This is a genomic window from Nitrobacter vulgaris, from assembly GCF_002028545.1.
GTDB classification, from domain to species: domain Bacteria; phylum Pseudomonadota; class Alphaproteobacteria; order Rhizobiales; family Xanthobacteraceae; genus Nitrobacter; species Nitrobacter vulgaris.
The window spans coordinates 1-17,097 of record NZ_MWPQ01000019.1 but is presented as its reverse complement, the minus strand read 5'-3'; the positions used below and the strand labels follow the sequence as shown (position 1 = coordinate 17,097).

At 61.0% G+C, this 17,097-nt stretch carries 13 protein-coding genes and 1 pseudogene; 8 read left to right on the top strand and 6 right to left on the bottom strand.

What is annotated here, in order from left to right:
• Window positions 1–27 precede the first annotated feature (27 nt).
• Window positions 28–1,572: an acetolactate synthase large subunit gene (locus tag B2M20_RS04305; protein ID WP_079445855.1), complete on the bottom strand. Its 1,545-nt coding sequence runs from the start codon at window positions 1,570–1,572 to the stop codon at window positions 28–30.
• 230 nt (window positions 1,573–1,802) lie between these two features.
• Between B2M20_RS04305 and B2M20_RS04300 the strand changes: the two genes are divergently transcribed.
• Window positions 1,803–2,369, top strand: coding sequence for a L,D-transpeptidase (locus tag B2M20_RS04300; protein WP_079445854.1), 567 nt, complete (start codon window positions 1,803–1,805; stop codon window positions 2,367–2,369).
• Window positions 2,370–2,589: 220 nt separating this feature from the next.
• On the opposite strand, the gene B2M20_RS04295 is transcribed toward B2M20_RS04300, so the two are convergent.
• The gene (locus tag B2M20_RS04295) at window positions 2,590–3,765 is read right to left on the bottom strand and encodes an isovaleryl-CoA dehydrogenase (RefSeq protein WP_173815909.1); all 1,176 of its coding nucleotides are present in this window, start codon (window positions 3,763–3,765) and stop codon (window positions 2,590–2,592) included.
• 113 nt (window positions 3,766–3,878) lie between these two features.
• Entirely contained in the window at window positions 3,879–5,360 is a 1,482-nt protein-coding gene (locus tag B2M20_RS04290) for a methyl-accepting chemotaxis protein (RefSeq protein ID WP_079445853.1), read from the bottom strand.
• A gap of 480 nt (window positions 5,361–5,840) precedes the next feature.
• Between B2M20_RS04290 and B2M20_RS04285 the strand changes: the two genes are divergently transcribed.
• Complete coding sequence (locus B2M20_RS04285; RefSeq protein ID WP_079445852.1) at window positions 5,841–7,310, top strand: YcjX family GTP-binding protein; 1,470 nt, start codon at window positions 5,841–5,843, stop codon at window positions 7,308–7,310.
• A complete protein-coding gene (locus B2M20_RS04280; protein WP_079445851.1) occupies window positions 7,307–8,353 on the top strand; it encodes a YcjF family protein in 1,047 nt (348 codons plus the stop codon). The genes B2M20_RS04285 and B2M20_RS04280 overlap by 4 nt, the downstream gene beginning before the upstream one ends.
• 55 nt (window positions 8,354–8,408) lie before the next feature.
• Here B2M20_RS04280 and B2M20_RS04275 read toward each other — a convergent pair whose 3' ends face one another.
• Window positions 8,409–10,082 carry a glycosyltransferase family 39 protein gene (locus B2M20_RS04275; protein ID WP_079445850.1) on the bottom strand — a complete coding sequence of 558 codons (1,674 nt, stop codon included), beginning with the start codon at window positions 10,080–10,082 and terminating at the stop codon, window positions 8,409–8,411.
• Between the two features lie 332 nt (window positions 10,083–10,414).
• On the opposite strand from B2M20_RS04275, the gene B2M20_RS04270 reads away from it, so the two are divergent.
• From B2M20_RS04270 to B2M20_RS04255, 4 genes are all read left to right on the top strand, one after another.
• On the top strand, window positions 10,415–10,675 hold the full coding sequence (locus B2M20_RS04270) for a hypothetical protein (protein WP_079445849.1): 261 nt from the start codon (window positions 10,415–10,417) through the stop codon (window positions 10,673–10,675).
• A gap of 233 nt (window positions 10,676–10,908) precedes the next feature.
• Window positions 10,909–12,111 carry a SorA family sulfite dehydrogenase catalytic subunit gene (gene sorA, locus B2M20_RS04265; RefSeq protein WP_079445848.1) on the top strand — a complete coding sequence of 401 codons (1,203 nt, stop codon included), beginning with the start codon at window positions 10,909–10,911 and terminating at the stop codon, window positions 12,109–12,111.
• Between the two features lie 11 nt (window positions 12,112–12,122).
• Entirely contained in the window at window positions 12,123–12,455 is a 333-nt protein-coding gene (sorB, locus tag B2M20_RS04260) for a SorB family sulfite dehydrogenase c-type cytochrome subunit (protein WP_079445847.1), read from the top strand.
• Window positions 12,456–12,704: 249 nt separating this feature from the next.
• Window positions 12,705–12,905 (top strand): cold-shock protein, encoded by a 201-nt coding sequence (locus B2M20_RS04255; protein WP_011316219.1) that lies wholly within the window; start codon window positions 12,705–12,707, stop codon window positions 12,903–12,905.
• 179 nt (window positions 12,906–13,084) lie between these two features.
• Here B2M20_RS04255 and B2M20_RS04250 read toward each other — a convergent pair whose 3' ends face one another.
• A complete protein-coding gene (locus B2M20_RS04250) occupies window positions 13,085–13,678 on the bottom strand; it encodes a hypothetical protein (protein ID WP_079445911.1) in 594 nt (197 codons plus the stop codon).
• Between the two features lie 317 nt (window positions 13,679–13,995).
• Here B2M20_RS04250 and putA point away from each other — a divergent pair, with 317 nt between their 5' ends.
• A complete protein-coding gene (gene putA, locus B2M20_RS04245) occupies window positions 13,996–17,001 on the top strand; it encodes a bifunctional proline dehydrogenase/L-glutamate gamma-semialdehyde dehydrogenase PutA (protein WP_079445846.1) in 3,006 nt (1,001 codons plus the stop codon).
• A gap of 9 nt (window positions 17,002–17,010) precedes the next feature.
• Here the strand turns inward: putA and B2M20_RS18925 are convergent.
• Window positions 17,011–17,097 (bottom strand): annotated as a pseudogene (locus B2M20_RS18925) (IS5/IS1182 family transposase); the annotation flags it as partial.

Sequence of the window (17,097 nt, the reverse complement as noted above, 5' to 3'; positions counted from 1 at the left end):
TGTTTACGACTGCATCCTGCATCGTCGTCACATCTGTACGTCGATCAAGCGCGGCCCCTGCTCGGCCATGGCCTCGGCAAGCGCCTTGTTGAACTCGTCGGCCGTGGTGACAGCGCGGCCCTGAACCCCCATGCCTCTGCCAAGCGTCACCCAGTCGAGCGCGGGACGATCGAGGCTCAGCATGTCCATCGCCTTCTTGCCGGGTTCGCCAGCGCCAACACCGTCGAATTCGCCTCGCAGAATTTGATACATGCGATTGGAGAAAACGATCGTGAGGACGTTGAGGCCTTCGCGGGCCTGCGTCCATAGCGATTGCAGCGTGTACATCGCGCTGCCGTCGCCGACCATGCAGATCACTTTGCGTTCGGGGCAAGCCACCGCGGCGCCGATCGCCACCGGCGTCGAAAATCCGATCGAACCGCCCATGTTCTGCAGCCAATCATGCGGCGCGGCGAAGGCTGTCGACGGAAAGAATTTACGGCCCGTCGTGATCGCCTCGTCGATGACGATGGCATTTTCCGGAATCGCCATCGCGATGGCCTGCGCGATGGACGTATGATTGAGCGGCCCCTCCGGCCACCCCGTTTCCATTGGCTGCTGCGGTTTCGCGTCCCGCAGCCTGGCGCCGACAGCACTCGCCAATGCTTCCAGCGCAGCTATCGAGTTTTCGCCATTCGCCGTCATGCGATGCACATCGCAGCCCTCCGGCTTCAAGAAGCTCGGCTTGTCCGGATAAGCGAAGAAAGCGACGGGGTCGTTGGCTTCAACCAGGATGATGTTCCTGAACGGCTTCAGAACCGACAACGCCTGTTCGACCGGGTAGGGAATGCGATCCACGAAAAAACGGCCCCGGCCGCGCGCCATGCGCGCGTTAAAGGTCTCTCCCATCACCTTGCAGCCTGTCTTGCCGGCGATGCCAGCAGCCAGCGCCAATCCCCTTTCAGTCAGCGCGCTACCGGCGAGTAGAAGCAGAGTCTCTCCGCTGCCGCGCAGGATCTTCGCTGTGCTCTCGATCGCCTGCGACGAATAATCCGGGCGCTGCAACGTCTCGGTTACGTCGGCAACGTCATCGGCATCGCTCCATGCGGCGTCGGCGGGCAAGATCAGCGTTGCGATTTGCGGCGGCGAACTCTGGGCCGCGGCGATGGCCGCGGCGCCGTCTCGAGCGACCGACCTCGAATCCGGCGAGGTGCGGACCCAGGCCGACATCGGCCGAGCAAGCCCCTCGATATCCGATGTCAGCGGTGCGTTGCATTCGATATGGTGGAGCGCGTGCTGGCCGACAATATTGACGATGCCTGAGCTAGCTTTCTTGGCGTTGTGAAGGTTGGCAAGGCCATTGGCGAGGCCTGGACCGAGATGAAGCAGGGTACAGGCCGGCGCGCCCTTCATACGAAAATAGCCGTCTGCAGCGCCGGTCACCACGCCTTCGAACAACCCGAGCACGCAGCGCATTCCCTCCACCCGGTCCAACGCTGCGACAAAATGCATTTCCGACGTGCCAGGATTGGCGAAGCAAATATCCACGCCGTTTTTGATCAGCGTTCGGACCAGACTTTCGGCGCCGTTCATCGTTGCGCTCCGGTTTCATTTTTCGGTAACCCTGAGATCAACATTATTCCCGCCACGTCCTTATCCTGGCTTGCCCTATGACTGTTGGCGGTCCCGCATAAACCAGGACTTGGAGCTGGGGCTTTTTCGTAAACGACGGCGGAGAAGGGGTATCCTTGCACGGCCGCGGCTTGCGAAATTGGACGAATTATGGCCAGTCTCACAGTGAAATCGATTGATGCGAGGAAATAATGACGCGCATTCTGGCTCTTTTGATTGCCATCGCCTTTGTTTTCAGTGGAAAGTCCGCTTTCGCCCAGTACGTTGATACGGGCGACTTCATGAATTTCGGTCCCAATTTTACATCCGCAAGTCCGGTCCCGCGACAGCTTGTCTATTTCCCGAGCCGGTATGCGCCGGGCACCATTGTCATAAGGACCGGGGAACGGAGGCTCTATCTCGTCCTCCCCCAAGGCCAGGCGCTGAGATACGGTATCGGCGTCGGCCGCGACGGATTCCGCTGGAGCGGCGTCCACCGCATCAGCGCCAAGAAGGAATGGCCGAGCTGGACCCCGCCCGCGCAAATGATCGCGCGTCGCCCCGATCTGCCGCGCCACATGAAGGGCGGACTCGAAAACCCTCTCGGCGCGCGCGCGATGTATCTCGGCTCCACGCTCTATCGCATCCACGGCTCCAACGAACCGGAGACGATCGGTCAGGCGGTGTCCTCTGGTTGTTTCCGCATGACGAACGAGGACGTGGTGGACCTTTATAACCGCGTGCCGATCGGCACGACGGTCGTCGTCGTCAATAACTAGACTAACGCAACTAGACTACCGCCCGCGACACATGGATCGGAACGCGCGCGACGCCCTGAGTGTCGCGGCGCGGGCTGAGAAAGCGCGAGCGTGAGGCAGCCTTCCGTTCAGGCTCTTTGCCACGCTGATCAGCGCAGCATTTTCATGAACGTGATCGATTCCAATATTTTGAGAAACGGGGTGCAGGCGGAAAGCCGCTGCGTCCTTTCCTCATTCCGCTCTAGGTGCTCTTCTCGAATAGCTCGCGACCAATCAGCATGCGGCGGATTTCGCTCGTGCCGGCGCCGATTTCATAGAGCTTGGCATCGCGCAGCAGGCGGCCGGCCGGATAGTCGTTGATGTAACCATTCCCGCCCAGCAACTGGATCGCATCCAGCGCGCACTGCGTCGCCTTCTCCGCGGAGTAAAGGATCGCTCCTGCCGCGTCCTCGCGCGTGATCTCGCCGCGATCGCACGCCTTTGCCACCGCATAGACATAGGCGCGGGACGCATTCATGGTGACATACATGTCAGCAACCTTGCCTTGAACGAGCTGGAAGCTGCCGATCGGCTGCCCGAATTGCTTACGCTCGTGCACATACGGCATCACGACATCCATGCAAGCCTGCATGATGCCGAGCGGACCGGCAGCGAGCACGGCGCGCTCGTAATCGAGACCGGACATCAGGACATTGACGCCGCAGCCGGCTTCACCGAGGACGTTTTCCTCTGGCACCTCGCAATCCTCGAACACCAGTTCACAGGTATCGGAGCCGCGCATACCGAGCTTATCGAGCTTCTGTGCAGTTGAGAATCCATTCATGCCTTTCTCAACGATAAAGGCGGTGATGCTTCGTGCGCCCGCCGCGGCGTCGGTCTTGGCGTAGACCACCAGCGTTTCCGCGAGCGTCCCGTTGGTGATCCACATCTTGCTGCCATTAAGAACGTAGTGGTCACCTTTCCTGTCAGCACGCGTCCTCATTGAGACCACGTCCGAACCAGCGTCCGGCTCGGACATTGCCAGCGCGCCGACATTCTCGCCGGAAATCAGCTTCGGCAGATATTTTCGCTTCTGCGTTTCGCTGCCATTGCGGCGCAATTGATTGATGCAGAGATTAGAGTGAGCACCATAAGACAATCCGACCGAAGCCGAACCGCGCGAGATTTCCTCCATTGCAATGCAGTGTTCGAGGTAACCGAGACCGGCGCCACCATAATCTTCCTCGACGGTAATCCCGTGAAGACCGAGTGCGCCGAGCTTCGGCCAGAGATCGCGCGGGAACTGGTTGGACCTGTCGATCTCGGCAGCACGCGGCGCGATCTCGTTCGTGGAAAAATCACGGACCATCTCGCGGATTGCATCGGCGGTTTCGCCGAGACCGAAATCGAAATCACCAGGACTATTGGAAATGGCCACGCGAATTCTCCCGCAGGCGCGACCGGAGACCGATCGCGTACCGTCCCGGAAGCAACCATGCCATGGCGAGATGACGGAGAGAAGAGCCGGCGCAACGACCTCTATACCAACGCTTACGCCACCGCGCGAGATGCGTCCTTGACTTTGCGGGTTGCGGCGTCGACGGACTGCGTGACGTCGGCTATCTCGCTCATGCTTGCCGTGATATCGGCAACGCTCTTGGCGGCGACCTGCATATTAGATGAGATACTTTGCGTCACAGACGCCTGCTCCTCGACCGACGCAGCGATGGCCGCAGATATTTCGTTGATCCGCGATATGGTCTGGGTGATGGCCTCGATGACGCCCACCGCGCTTCCGGTGGTGTTTTGCACTTCGGCAACCTGACCGCTGATTTCCTCTGTCGCCTTGGCGGTTTGTGATGCCAGGCTCTTCACTTCCGACGCAACCACCGCAAAACCTCGACCGGCCTCGCCTGCGCGGGCCGCTTCGATCGTGGCGTTGAGCGCCAGCAGATTGGTCTGCTCGGCAATGCTGTTGATCAGCTTGATGACGTCGCCGATTTTCTGCGCGGCGGTCGCAAGCCCGGCAACGATGGTGCCGGTCTCGTTCGCCTGGGTGACCGCCTGCTGGGAGATAGCAAGCGCGTCCGCTGCCTGGCGACTGATCTCGCCGACCGACGCCGCGAGTTCTTCGGCGCCAGCCGCGACAGCCTGCATGTTGGCGGACGCTTGCGTGGACGCATCGGCGGCCGAGCTAACGCGCCGCGACGTCGCGGCAACGGATTCAGTGATCTGACCGAGGTCCGTATCGATGGATTTCTGCAAATCCGTACGACGCATACGGTCTTGGACTTGAGCCGTCACATCGGTCGCAAACTTGACCACCTTCATGACCGCCCCCTCCGAATCCTGGATTGGGTTGTAGGATGCTTGGATCCAGACCGCCCGGCCGCCTTTTCCAATTCGTTTGTACTCGGCGGCCTGATATTCACCGCGCCGGAGCATGTCCCAAAAAACCTGATAAGCCACGCTGTCTCGCTCGTCCGGCTCGACGAACATCCGGTGATGGTGGCCCTGGATCTCGTCCAGACTGTAACCAACCGTCTTAAGGAAATTGTCGTTCGCTGTGATGATACTGCCGTCAGGATTGAATTCGATCACGGCCTGCGACTTGTGGATCGCCTTCAGCTGACCTTCATAATCGGCATTGCGCAGCCTCTGCATCGTGATGTCGGTCGCAAACTTGACGACCTTGTAAGGCTTGCCTCGCGCGTTCATCAGAGGATTGTAGGAAGCCTGAATCCACACCGTTCGCCCGCCCTTGGCGACTCGCTTAAACTCTCGCGCCTGATATTCGCCGCGACGCAGCGAATCCCAAAATTCGCGATATTCAGCATTGTCACGACGTTCCTTGTCGACGAACATGCCGTGATGCTTGCCGCGGATTTCCTCGAGCGTATATCCCATCGCATTGAGAAAATTCGTATTCGCGGTGATGACCGTTCCGTCGAGATTGAACTCGATGATAGCCTGAGATCTGCTCAGCGCGTCGAGTTTCGCGTTCGCATCGCGAGATGCCGGTAGAAAGCTCATGATTGTCGTCCCCAAATGCTCGCAAATACAATCTACGCGAGTAGTTAAACTTCTTTTACACAACTGGAGGGAGAGAAAATTTTACGAAAACGGAACAGACAGCCAGCCGAAGTGGTAAATTCATGCCCGAGATCGTCGATGTTGCGCTCGTATGAACAGCAAACGCGCGCCAACCGTTAGCGGCGCAAGATTCCCGGAGCGAACCGCGACCATTTCGAGGAGTCGTCCGCGTCGTTCCACTCGCGCATAAGACGCACAGGCCAGGACGAGGTCGATCACAGCCCATATAAGACAGGCTCCGCCAAGTTCTGAAGATCACGCCGCAGCCGTAGAGCAGCCGCGGGTCAACGAAGCCTCAACCTAATTAATGTACATCTCACTTGGATACGGAACTTGATTCAGGCTCGGCAGTCGCCACTTTCCGGTTGCCACGAACCATAGGTGCGCCATTGCAGGCTTCATCACCGACATCACATCAATATGGCCGCCAGCTTTTCCGATATCTTTGAAGGAGCGCGCCTCTCGGCACGCGCGCTGCTGGACTACGGCGAAAACTTCTTCAACCCGACGATCAGGCTCGGCGTGACAGGCCTGTCACGCGCTGGCAAAACCGTGTTCATCACGGCGCTTGTGCACGGTCTGTCGCGTGGCGGCCGGTTTCCGGTTTTTGAATCTCTCGCCAGCGGTCGCATCGCCCGCGCGCAGCTTGCCCCGCAACCGGACGACGCCGTACCGCGATTTAGCTATGAACATCACGTCAACACCCTGATCACGGAGCGGCGCTGGCCAAGCTCGACGGTCGACATCAGCGAATTGCGGCTCGTAATCGGCTATCAGCGGCAGAATGGTTTGGACCAAACGCTGACGCTGGATATTGTCGACTACCCCGGAGAATGGCTGCTCGATCTGCCGCTGCTCGATAAGAGTTATGAACAGTGGTCGGCAGAGAGCTTGGCGCTATCGCGGCAACAGCCACGGGCGCGCCTCGCACACGCATGGCACGATCATCTCGCAACGCTGCGGCCCTCGGCCCGCGAGGATGAACAGGCGACACTCGCCGCCGCCCGGCTGTTCACCGACTACCTTCGCGCGTGTCGGGACGAACGTTTCGCCATGAGCCTGCTGCCGCCCGGCCGTTTCCTGATGCCGGGCAACCTTGCAGGCTCGCCCGCGCTCACTTTCGCGCCGCTTGATTTGCCCTCCGGCGGAATCCCGATTGATGGATCGCTTTGGACGATGATGCGGCGGCGATACGAGGCCTACAAGGATCTCGTGGTGCGGCCGTTTTTCCGCGATCACTTTTCGCGGCTCGACCGCCAGATTGTGCTGGTCGATACACTTGCCGCCTTCAATTCGGGGCCGGAAGCCTTATATGATCTCGAAGCGGCGCTTGCCGGAATTCTCGATTGCTATCGCGTCGGCCGCAGCACGTTACTCAGTACACTATTGCGGCCGCGGATCGATCGCATCCTGTTCGCCGCTACCAAGGCCGACCATTTGCATCACACCAGTCATGACCGGCTTGAGGCGATTCTTCGACGCATTGTGGAACGCGCCGCCTCGCGGGCCGAAGTCGCCGGCGCCGCCATTGATGTCGTCGCCCTGGCAGCGGTCCGCGCCACGCGCGAGGCGCAGGTGCGATGCGGTCGCGAGAAACTGCCGTCCATACTCGGCACGCCCCTTGCCGGCGAAGCCGCCAATGGCGAGACCTTCGACGGCAACACCGAAGTCGCAACATTCCCCGGAGACCTGCCCGAGGATGTCAAGGAACTTTTCAGCGGAAACGGCGCTTTCCGCGGGCTGTCGACATCCGCTATGGATCAGGCCGACTTTCGTTTTCTGCGCTTTCGTCCCCCGCGCCTCCAAAACGAAGGAACTGGCGAGCCGTCGCTGCCCCATATCCGCCTCGACCGGGCGCTCCAGTTCCTAATCGGAGACCGACTGCAATGAGTGAGCGTTCCGGCCTGCGTCGTCCCGTCACATTCAAGCTCGACGATCCGCTCGTCGTGGTCCTGGAACACGACGAGGCCGCGAGCCGGGTTGCTCGCGGCAGCATCAGCATCACGCCGGAAGCTGAACCCGAGCCGGAGCCCGTACTCCTCCCGGAACCGGCGGAGATGCCTCCGGTTCCGGCGCGGAAGGGATTTCGTTGGGGGGCATTGTTCTGGTCGTCATTGGCCGGGTTCATCCTGCTCGGCACCGTAATCGGCGCTATCGATCTGGTCGGCGACCTGTTTGCACGCAGCGAGGGGCTTGGTTTCCTCGGGCTGATGCTGGCGGCGCTGTTTGTCATCGCGTCGATTGCCATCGCGGCCCGCGAGATCGCGGGTCTTACCCGTCTCGCCACCATCGAGAATCTGCATCGGCGAGCGCTGGCCGCAATCGCGGCTGACAATCGCAAGGAAGCCGACGCGGTCGTGCGCGATCTGGTGAAACTCGCCCACAACGATCCGCACCTGGCCCGGGCACGAGCAACGTTGCGGAGCCATAGCACTGACATCATCGACGGCGCCGATCTGGTGCGGCTCGCCGAACGCGAACTGATGGCTCCGCTGGACCAAGAGGCGCGCCGACTCGTATCAGTGGCAGCGCAGCGTGTGTCGATCGTCACCGCGGTCAGCCCTCGCGCCGTCGTGGATGTGCTGTTCGTATTCGCCGCAGCGATGCGGCTGGTGCGGCAGCTTGCGCGTCTGTATGGCGGAAGGCCAGGTACGCTCGGGATGATCCGCCTGATGCGCCACGTCATCGCGCATCTGGCAATCACCGGCGGCATGGCGGCGAGTGACACGCTGATCCAGCAAATGCTCGGCCAGGGCATCGCCGCGAAACTGTCGACGCGTTTGGGCGAAGGCGTCCTCAATGGATTGCTGACCGCCCGTCTCGGGCTGGCGGCGATCGACGTTACCCGGCCGATGCCGTTCACGGCGCTGCCGCGGCCCGCGCTCGGCGACCTTGTAAAAGATCTGTTGCGCAAGCGAGACGGCGGCAACTGAGTTAGCGCGTATTCCGCAAAAGTGAGTACCGGTTTTCGGATAAGATCATCCTCTCTCACAAGGATGCGGCTAGAGTCTGATTCGCTCCTGTTGAAATAGACCCTAGACGGCAAACCGCCCCGCCCTCGGCTAGTTGTCGCCATTTGTAAAACGGCGAGGCCGGCGGCGGCGAGAGATCGGGCGTCCAGCCCGTCAGCTTTTCCAGCACATAGGTGTCCATGACCCGCCCACGCCAGGTCCGTTGAACCTGACCGAGGGGCGTGAGCACCGCCGCGGTCGAGGCCAGAATCGAGGCATCATCCGGCTCCCGGGCGACATAGAGCCCGGCATGCCCGGCAATCATGTCGCAACCCGGATCCCGAAAGCCTAAGAAACGACTGCGCTCATTGATCTGGATCACCGGCACGCGATCCCTGAGATACCAGCGCAGCATCGCATAAACGCGGTAGTCGACTGTTGCGATCCAGGTTGCACCGGAGTTTTGCATTTCGCTTTCAGCGCGGCTCGCGACCTGCGCGAATCCCGCCTCACCGCCGATCGGATCGGTCTTGCCGATGAAATTCCACGGACTGACGGTGTAATAAAGAAAGATCGCGACGACGAGACAGAGACCCGACACAATCGCGGCGTTGGCCCAGAACGTTGACCATTTCAGCATCCACGCCGGCCAGTTTTCGCGCCGTCGCATTGCAATGTCGATCGCCGCCGCCGCGAAACCCAACGGCCAGATGAACATCGGCCAGGTGTCGCCGACCCGAAGCGTCAGCGATTTCCAGAGAAAATACCCGAACGGTACGAGTACGGCGGTAGACAACAGCACGGCGACGGGATCGCGATGCCGGTAGCCACGCCATGCCGTGACGCCTACCGCGAACAGCACCACAGGCAGCAGGATCGGTCCGACCTGACCGAACTGAAGGCCGATGTAATCGCCGAGCGTGCGAAGTGTAAGATCATGTTCCGATGTCGCACGAACGAACTGAAACCTGAACGAGGCCCAGTCGTGCATCCCGTTCCAGATCAGGACCGGTGAGAACACCGCAACAGCTATCAACGCCGCGGTCCATGGGTACGGACTGCGTAGCCAGCGCCAACGCCAGTCCGGCACGAGGATGAAGGCGGCAATGGCGGGAATCAGCATCAAAGCAGTCAGCTTCGACAGCAGAGAGAGCCCCCCGAAAACACCGGCCGCGAGCCACCAGCGCGCGTCGCCGCTCTCCGTGAGCCTCACCAGCGACCAGACCATCGCCAGTTCAAACGGAATCAGCGCAATGTCGGGCGCGACCTTCGCCATCAGCAGGCCGTAGTACAGCGCCGCTTCCATCATCAGAACCGCCAGCATGGCGGCACGGATGTCGTGCGTGACTCGGCGAACGATGTCGGCAAGCAGCAATTGTGAGATCGGCATCGCCAGCAGCCCGGCAAACCTGACGCCGAAATTTGTATCGCCGAAAATCGCGGTACCGAAACGAATGAACCACGCAATCATCGGAGGATGATCGAGGAAGGACAGCGCGCTTTCCTTTGACCAGGTCCAGTAATAGGCCTCGTCGGTGCGCAGATCCAGCGTGCCGGCAAAGACGCATCGCATCGCGGTCATCACAGCGATCAATGCCGCGACCCAAAGCAGCGACGAAAGCGCGGGACGCTCCGGTGGCAACGCGGGTTTATCGGACTGTGCGATTGTCATCTGGATGTCGAGGATTACACCTGTCGCGCGTCCTCGCATGGTTCTCCGGCAGCTTCCTCGCGTTTCTTGACCACCCGGTCCTCGGTGTCAATCTAGGGCGAGGTCGGCCCGTCGCCGCTTGGTTCACGCATATTTTTCAGCGGCATTCGCACCGTGTGAGATTTCGCACACGCATAGGGCTCGAAACCCCACTTGTCTGAACGTCCATTCAGAAAAATGTCGGCCGGATTCTTCGAACCGCCTTTTCAAAGCAAGCGACGAACTTGCGACGGGCAAGAGCGAGACCAAGCAAGAGCCCGCAACTGGAAACTGAAAATCGCTTTGAACCTGAAACCCGCGCATCCCACGCTTCATCTAAAAGGAGAACGACCATGTTTCGTAAGATTGCTCTCGGGCTTGTTGCCGCAGCATCCCTCAGCGCGATGACGCTGTCTCCGACCGCCGCTTCGGCTCACGGTTGGCATGGCGGAGGACACGGTGGATGGCATCACGGTCACCACTTCGGCCACGGCCATTTCGGCCACGGTTTCGGCGTTGCCTATATCGGCGGTTACGACGACGGCTGCTACGTCGTGCGCCGCGTGCCGACCCCGTTCGGCTTCCGCCTGCGGACCATCAACGTCTGCGACTAATCGCACCTTCCTGTCCGGTCAAAAAGCTCCGGCCGCCCAGCGGCCGGGGTTTTTACGTTGAGAGCAACGGGCTGTTGTCATACCGCCGCATCAAAATCTCGCGATCCGATCCATCGATCGCATCGAACGGCATATTCGGAACTCGTCGATTGACTTGCCGCTGTCCGGTGACAAACTTGCAGAGTTGTGATCCGTGATGACGGGCCATGTCAATAAAGCTTCGGAGGAAGCCAATGCTCGACAGACGAGAAATGCTGAAACGCATCGGCGCTGGACTGACGCTTAGCATCGGCCTGACCCCTTTCAAAGCCTTGGCGCTCGACAGCGTGACGATGCCCTTCGACAACGGCGAACGTCCACTGGTCAAATATCCACAGAAGCGTCCGATGATCGGAATCACCAGCCGGCCACCACAACTCGAAACACCGTTCTCGGTTTTCAACGAAGGCCCCATCACGCCGAACGACGCCTTCTTTGTCCGCTATCATCTTGCCGACATCCCGCTCAACATCGATCCCGACACCTTCACGCTCGAGATCAAGGGCAAGGTTGATCGTCCGCTCAAGCTATCGCTTAAGGACATCAAAAAGATGAAGCAGACGGAGATCGTCGCGGTCAATCAGTGCTCGGGCAACAGCCGCGGATTCGTCAATCCCCGCGTCGCAGGCGGCCAGCTCGGTCACGGAGCGATGGGCAACGCACGCTGGCGCGGCGTTTCGCTCAAGACCCTGCTCGATCAGGCCGGCGTACAGCACGATGCCAAGCAAGTGGTTTTCGGGGGCATGGATGGCCCCGTCAGCGACAAGACCCCGGATTTTGCCAAGGCGCTTGATGTCGATCACGCACGCGACGGCGAGGTCATGCTGGCCTATTTGATGAATGGAAGAGACCTGCCGTTTCTCAACGGCTTTCCGCTTCGGCTGGTCGTTCCCGGATATTACGGCACCTACTGGATAAAGCACCTCAATGAGATCACTGTCATCGACAGCATCTATGACAATTTCTGGATGAAGACGGCCTATCGCATTCCCGACAATGCCTGCGCCTGCGTCGAACCGGGCACCACGCCGACAGCGACGGTCCCCATCAACAGGCTCAATGTCCGCTCCTTCATCACTAACGTCACCGAGGGCGCGCAACTCAGGCGCGGCGGAAAAATTTTGAAGGGAATCGCGTTCGATGGCGGCACGGGTGTCAAGAATGTCGAGGTTTCAGTCGACGGCGGCAAGACCTGGAAGAGCGCGCGGCTCGGCCGGAACTACGGTAAATACTCGTTCCGCGAATGGAAGGTTCCGGTCAAGCTCACTGCCGGTCCACACGAATTGAAGGTGCGCGCGACCAGCGATGGCGGTCAGGTGCAGCCGTCTGATGCCACGTGGAATCCGGCCGGTTACATGCGCAACGTCACCGAGACCGTTCGCGTCTCGGTCTCTTGAGGGAGAGGCTCATGACGCGTTCAGTTGTTGTTGCCCTCGCGACCGGCATCGGACTGGCCGCGAGCGCCTGCGCCTACGAGTCGACGGGGGCCATCGCCGAACCGCTTTCCTACAAGCTCCCGCGCGAAACGATCGAATTCAAACCAGGACTCAATGTCGACGTCGTAAAGAACAATTGCCTGGCCTGCCATTCGGCGGATTACATCGCGACCCAGCCACGCGGCCCGAAATTCAAAAAGGATTTTTGGCAGGCGGAAGTGAACAAGATGATCAAGGTGTACGGCGCGCAGATCGATGAGACCGACATCAGCAAGATCGTCGACTATCTCACTGCTACGTATTGACGTCGCAAGGGTATTCGCCGAGAGCCCCCCGGAAAGCTTGGGACACCGGCCGCTGTGGCCCCCCGGCGCTACCCCGGTCGGGCGAGACCCCTTGTACTTGGCGGTCTGAGGCCTCTCAGAATTGTGGCAAAATGGTACCGGCCTTCATGTTTGATCTATCAAGCCGGACCGAGACCGCGTATCTTGTGCGCCGTCGGACAAGCCGGTTCCGGGGGCCGACGACTGTTTCAATCCTGCGGAGACTTGGGAATGGCTAAGGGTACTGTGAAGTGGTTCAACCCGACCAAAGGTTATGGTTTCATCCAGCCGGCCGGGGGTGGCAAGGATGTGTTCGTCCATATTTCAGCCGTGGAAAGAGCAGGTCTTTCGACCCTCAACGAGGGGCAGACGGTTGAGTTCGAAGAAGTTGCCAATCGAGGCAAAACTTCGGCCGAAAACCTGAAGGTTTGACGCGCCGACGCAATCCTTCAGGCTCGGATAAAAGCGCGTCCTGGCAGGCGCGATCCATTCCGGGCGAACGACATGGGCTCCGCCGACGCCATCAGGTTTACGCTATCCGCGCAGACTGAATTCGCCGGCGACGACGATCGGGTAATCTTCGTGGCAAAGTCGCGCAGGAAGGCATTTTCTCAGTTCTGCTTGGTCCATTGATCCACGGTCATGACATCGGGCAATTGCGCAAAGCCGCGCGTCCACATGTCAACGACCCACTCCACACGCGTGGTGCGCTCCACCAGCACTGCGGTGTTATGCGGAGTCTGCAAGACAAGCGCGTTGCCACGATAACGCGGATTTCCCACGGTGTGAAATTTGAGAAGCCCCCAGCCCTGCAGGACCAGCAACAGGCTCGTCACGTTGCGCGTCGTGTCCCAGCAATCGAAGTTGTGCTTGTCATCGCCGGCGCGGAAATCAGCCCGCGCCACACGCCTGTCAGTTCCGAGGATCGATCCCATGCGGCGATCGAACCAGACCACCGCCTTCTGCACAGCCCGGCGTTCCGCAGCGGCCGATGAGCGGCCGGCCGCCAGAACCCGCCCTAACGCGGCACGGTCAGCGGCCGTGAAATCAAGACTTTCGCGACGCCGGCAGACGAAACCGTAGCAGACCGTCATGGATTCCGCGGTCGGGGGATTGATCGAAACCGAGGTATAAAGCTGCGAGATTCCCGGACTGAGTTCTGCGGCTTCGACAGGATGATCCACGCCGTTAGCCATGAGCAGCATCGCGCCCACCACAAGCAGACGAGACAGGCGGCGCACGCGGGCGCGGTCATGTTGTCGTTCCGGAAAGCCCGCCATCGTCCCTCGACCTGATATCCGATCCCGGACTGAGATTAGCCTGTTCGCGCGGAGAGAGGGTCGCGCAGGCGCAACAGCGATCCTATTTATCGATGACGCGTGCCGCTCACATGCTGCTACCAGAACCGGAAAGTTTGTGCACGGAACTTAGCGGGACCGCTCTCGCTCAAAAATCGGGAAATCGATCACGTTCGTGATTTTGCATCGATTCAATCCAGAATCATCGTGATCAGGAATCACCGATGTCGCCCCAGCTTCCACTGCCGTTCTCGGTTCCCTACGCTCCGGATGACCGGCCAATCGCGGAGCGGCTGCTCGCCGAGGCCCGGCTGACACCTGAGCGGGAAACGCGGATCGATCGGACGGCGCGACGCCTGATCGATGCGATCAGGCAAAACGACGACCCACTCGGCGGCGTCGAGGATATGCTGCGCGAGTTTGCACTATCGACCAAGGAAGGCCTCGCGCTGATGGTGCTCGCAGAGGCGCTGCTGCGGGTTCCCGATGCCGAGACCGCGGACAGATTCATCGAGGACAGGCTCGGGCAAGGCAATTTCATCCACCACGAGACCAAATCCAGCGCCTTTCTTGTCAACGCGTCCGCGTGGGCGCTCGGGTTGTCGGCGCGGGTCATCCAACCGGGCGAGACGCCGCAGGGAACCATCGGGCGGCTCGCGAAACGGCTCGGCGTTCCGGCGATTCGCGCGGCGACGCGGCAGGCGATGCGGCTGATGGGCAGTCACTTCGTACTGGGCGAAACCATTGAGGCTGCGCTCGAGCGGGCGCACGCGCATTCGGCGGGATGCACCCGCTACTCTTTCGACATGCTCGGCGAGGGCGCGCGCACCGCTGCGGATGCGGACCGCTATTTCAGTTCCTACGCCGCCGCCATTGAGGCGATCGGCCGCGGCGCGGGCGACAGGACCCTGCCCGACCGCCCCGGCATTTCCGTCAAGCTGTCGGCGCTGCATCCGCGCTTTGAGGCAGTGAGCCGAGGGCGGGTGATGGTGGAGCTGGTTCCGCGCGCCATCGATCTTGCCAAGCGCGCCAAAGCGCTCAATCTCGCTTTCACGGTCGATGCGGAGGAAACCGATCGGCTGGAGCTTTCGCTCGATGTGATCGCCGCCATTGCCGCCGACCGCTCGCTCGCTGGCTGGAGCGGCTTTGGCCTCGCCGTCCAGGCCTATCAGAAGCGCGCCGGTGCCGTGATCGACTATATCGACGACCTCGCACGAGCCCTGAACCGGCGGATGATGGTTCGTCTGGTGAAGGGCGCGTATTGGGACACTGAGATCAAGCGCGCGCAGGAGCGCGGGCTCGACGGCTATCCCGTGTTCACCCGCAAGGCGATGACCGACCTGAACTACATCGCCTGCGCGAAAAAACTGCTGACGCTGCGGCCGCGCCTGTTTCCGCAGTTCGCAACCCACAATGCCCTCACTGTCGCAACGCTTCTCGAACTGACGGACGGAGAGACCGGCTTTGAATTCCAACGCCTGCACGGCATGGGCGAAGCCCTCTACACCACGCTCTGCAAGGATCGCCCCGTGATCGCCTGCCGCATCTATGCGCCGGTCGGCAGTCACCGCGACCTGCTCGCTTATCTGGTGCGCCGCCTGATCGAGAACGGAGCCAACTCCTCCTTCGTCGCGACGGTCTCCGATCCCAATATGCCGCTAGACACGCTGCTGCGCAGACCGGCCGATATCATAGGAAGCGCCGACAGCGCCGAGCACGCGAGGATTCCACTGCCGCGCGATCTTTTCCAGCCGCAGCGCATCAACTCGCGCGGAGTCGAATTCGGCGAGCGCGCCGCGGTGAACCGGCTGGTTGCCGAGATCGCGGTTGAGCATGTCTCAATCGTGCCGGTGAACGATAGCGGGCCGGAAGATGTGAACCGAGCCGTTGCCGCGGCGCGCAGTGGGTTTTCATCGTGGAGCCGCGCACCGGCGGCCGTGCGAGCCGCCGCCATGGATCGCGCAGCCGACCTGTTGGAACAGCGATCGGCGCGCTTCATCGCGCTCTTACAACGGGAAGGCGGTAAGACGCTGGATGATTGTGTGTCGGAGGTTCGCGAAGCCGCCGACTTCTGCCGATACTATGCCGCGGAAGGCCGCAAGCTGTTCGGCGACGCGCAGCCGTTGCCCGGGCCGACCGGCGAACGCAACACGCTGCGTCTGCGCGGGCGCGGCGTTTTTGCCGCGATCTCGCCCTGGAATTTTCCGCTGGCTATCTTCTTGGGGCAGGTGACGGCGGCGCTGATGGCCGGAAATACCGTGGTTGCGAAGCCGGCTGAACAGACGCCGAGGATCGCCACGGAAGTTGTGCACCTGCTGCATCAAGCCGGGATTCCGGAGGCGGCGCTTCACCTCATTCAGGGCGACGGACACATCGGGGCTGCGCTTGTCGCGCATCGCGACATCGCGGGCGTGGTCTTCACCGGCTCAACAGAAGTGGCGCGATCGATCAACCGCACGCTCGCCGCCAAGGACGGCCCGATCGTGCCGCTGATCGCCGAGACCGGCGGCATCAACGCCATGATCGCCGACGCCACCGCGCTGCCCGAGCAGGTCGCCGACGATGTCGTGACTTCGGCATTTCGCTCGGCCGGGCAGCGTTGCTCCGCGCTGCGGCTTCTGTTCGTGCAGGAGGACGTGGCCGACCGCATGATCGAGATGATCGTTGGCGCAGCGCGCGAATTGAGGATCGGCGATCCGTCCGATCCCGCCACCCATGTCGGCCCGGTGATCGACCGCGAGGCAAAGGATCGGCTCGATGCGCATATCGCGCGCATGACGCGCGAGGCTCGGGTACATTTCGCGGGACTTACGCCGTCATCGGGCAATTTCGTCGCGCCGCATATCTTCGAGCTGGACGACGCGCGGCAACTGACCGAAGAGGTGTTCGGACCAATCCTTCACATCGTGCGCTATAGCGCCTCCGGTCTCGATGGGGTGTTGGACTCCGTCGCCGACACCGGCTATGGCCTGACGCTCGGCATCCACTCGCGCATTGACGATACGATCGAGACCGTCGCTGACCGGCTTCAGGTCGGCAACATCTACGTCAACCGCAACATGATTGGCGCTGTGGTCGGAGTGCAGCCCTTCGGTGGCCATGGGCTGTCGGGGACAGGACCCAAAGCCGGCGGCCCCCACTATCTCACCCGGTTTGCCACCGAACAGACCGTAACGGTAAATACCGCAGCCGCCGGCGGCAATGCCGCATTAATGACCGAAGTAGGCTAGGGTCCGGACTCATAACCAGTAACTGACCAGCGCAGCGATGCAGACGGCTGCGAGGAAATTGATTGCGAGACGATCATATCTGGTGGCGATGCGGCG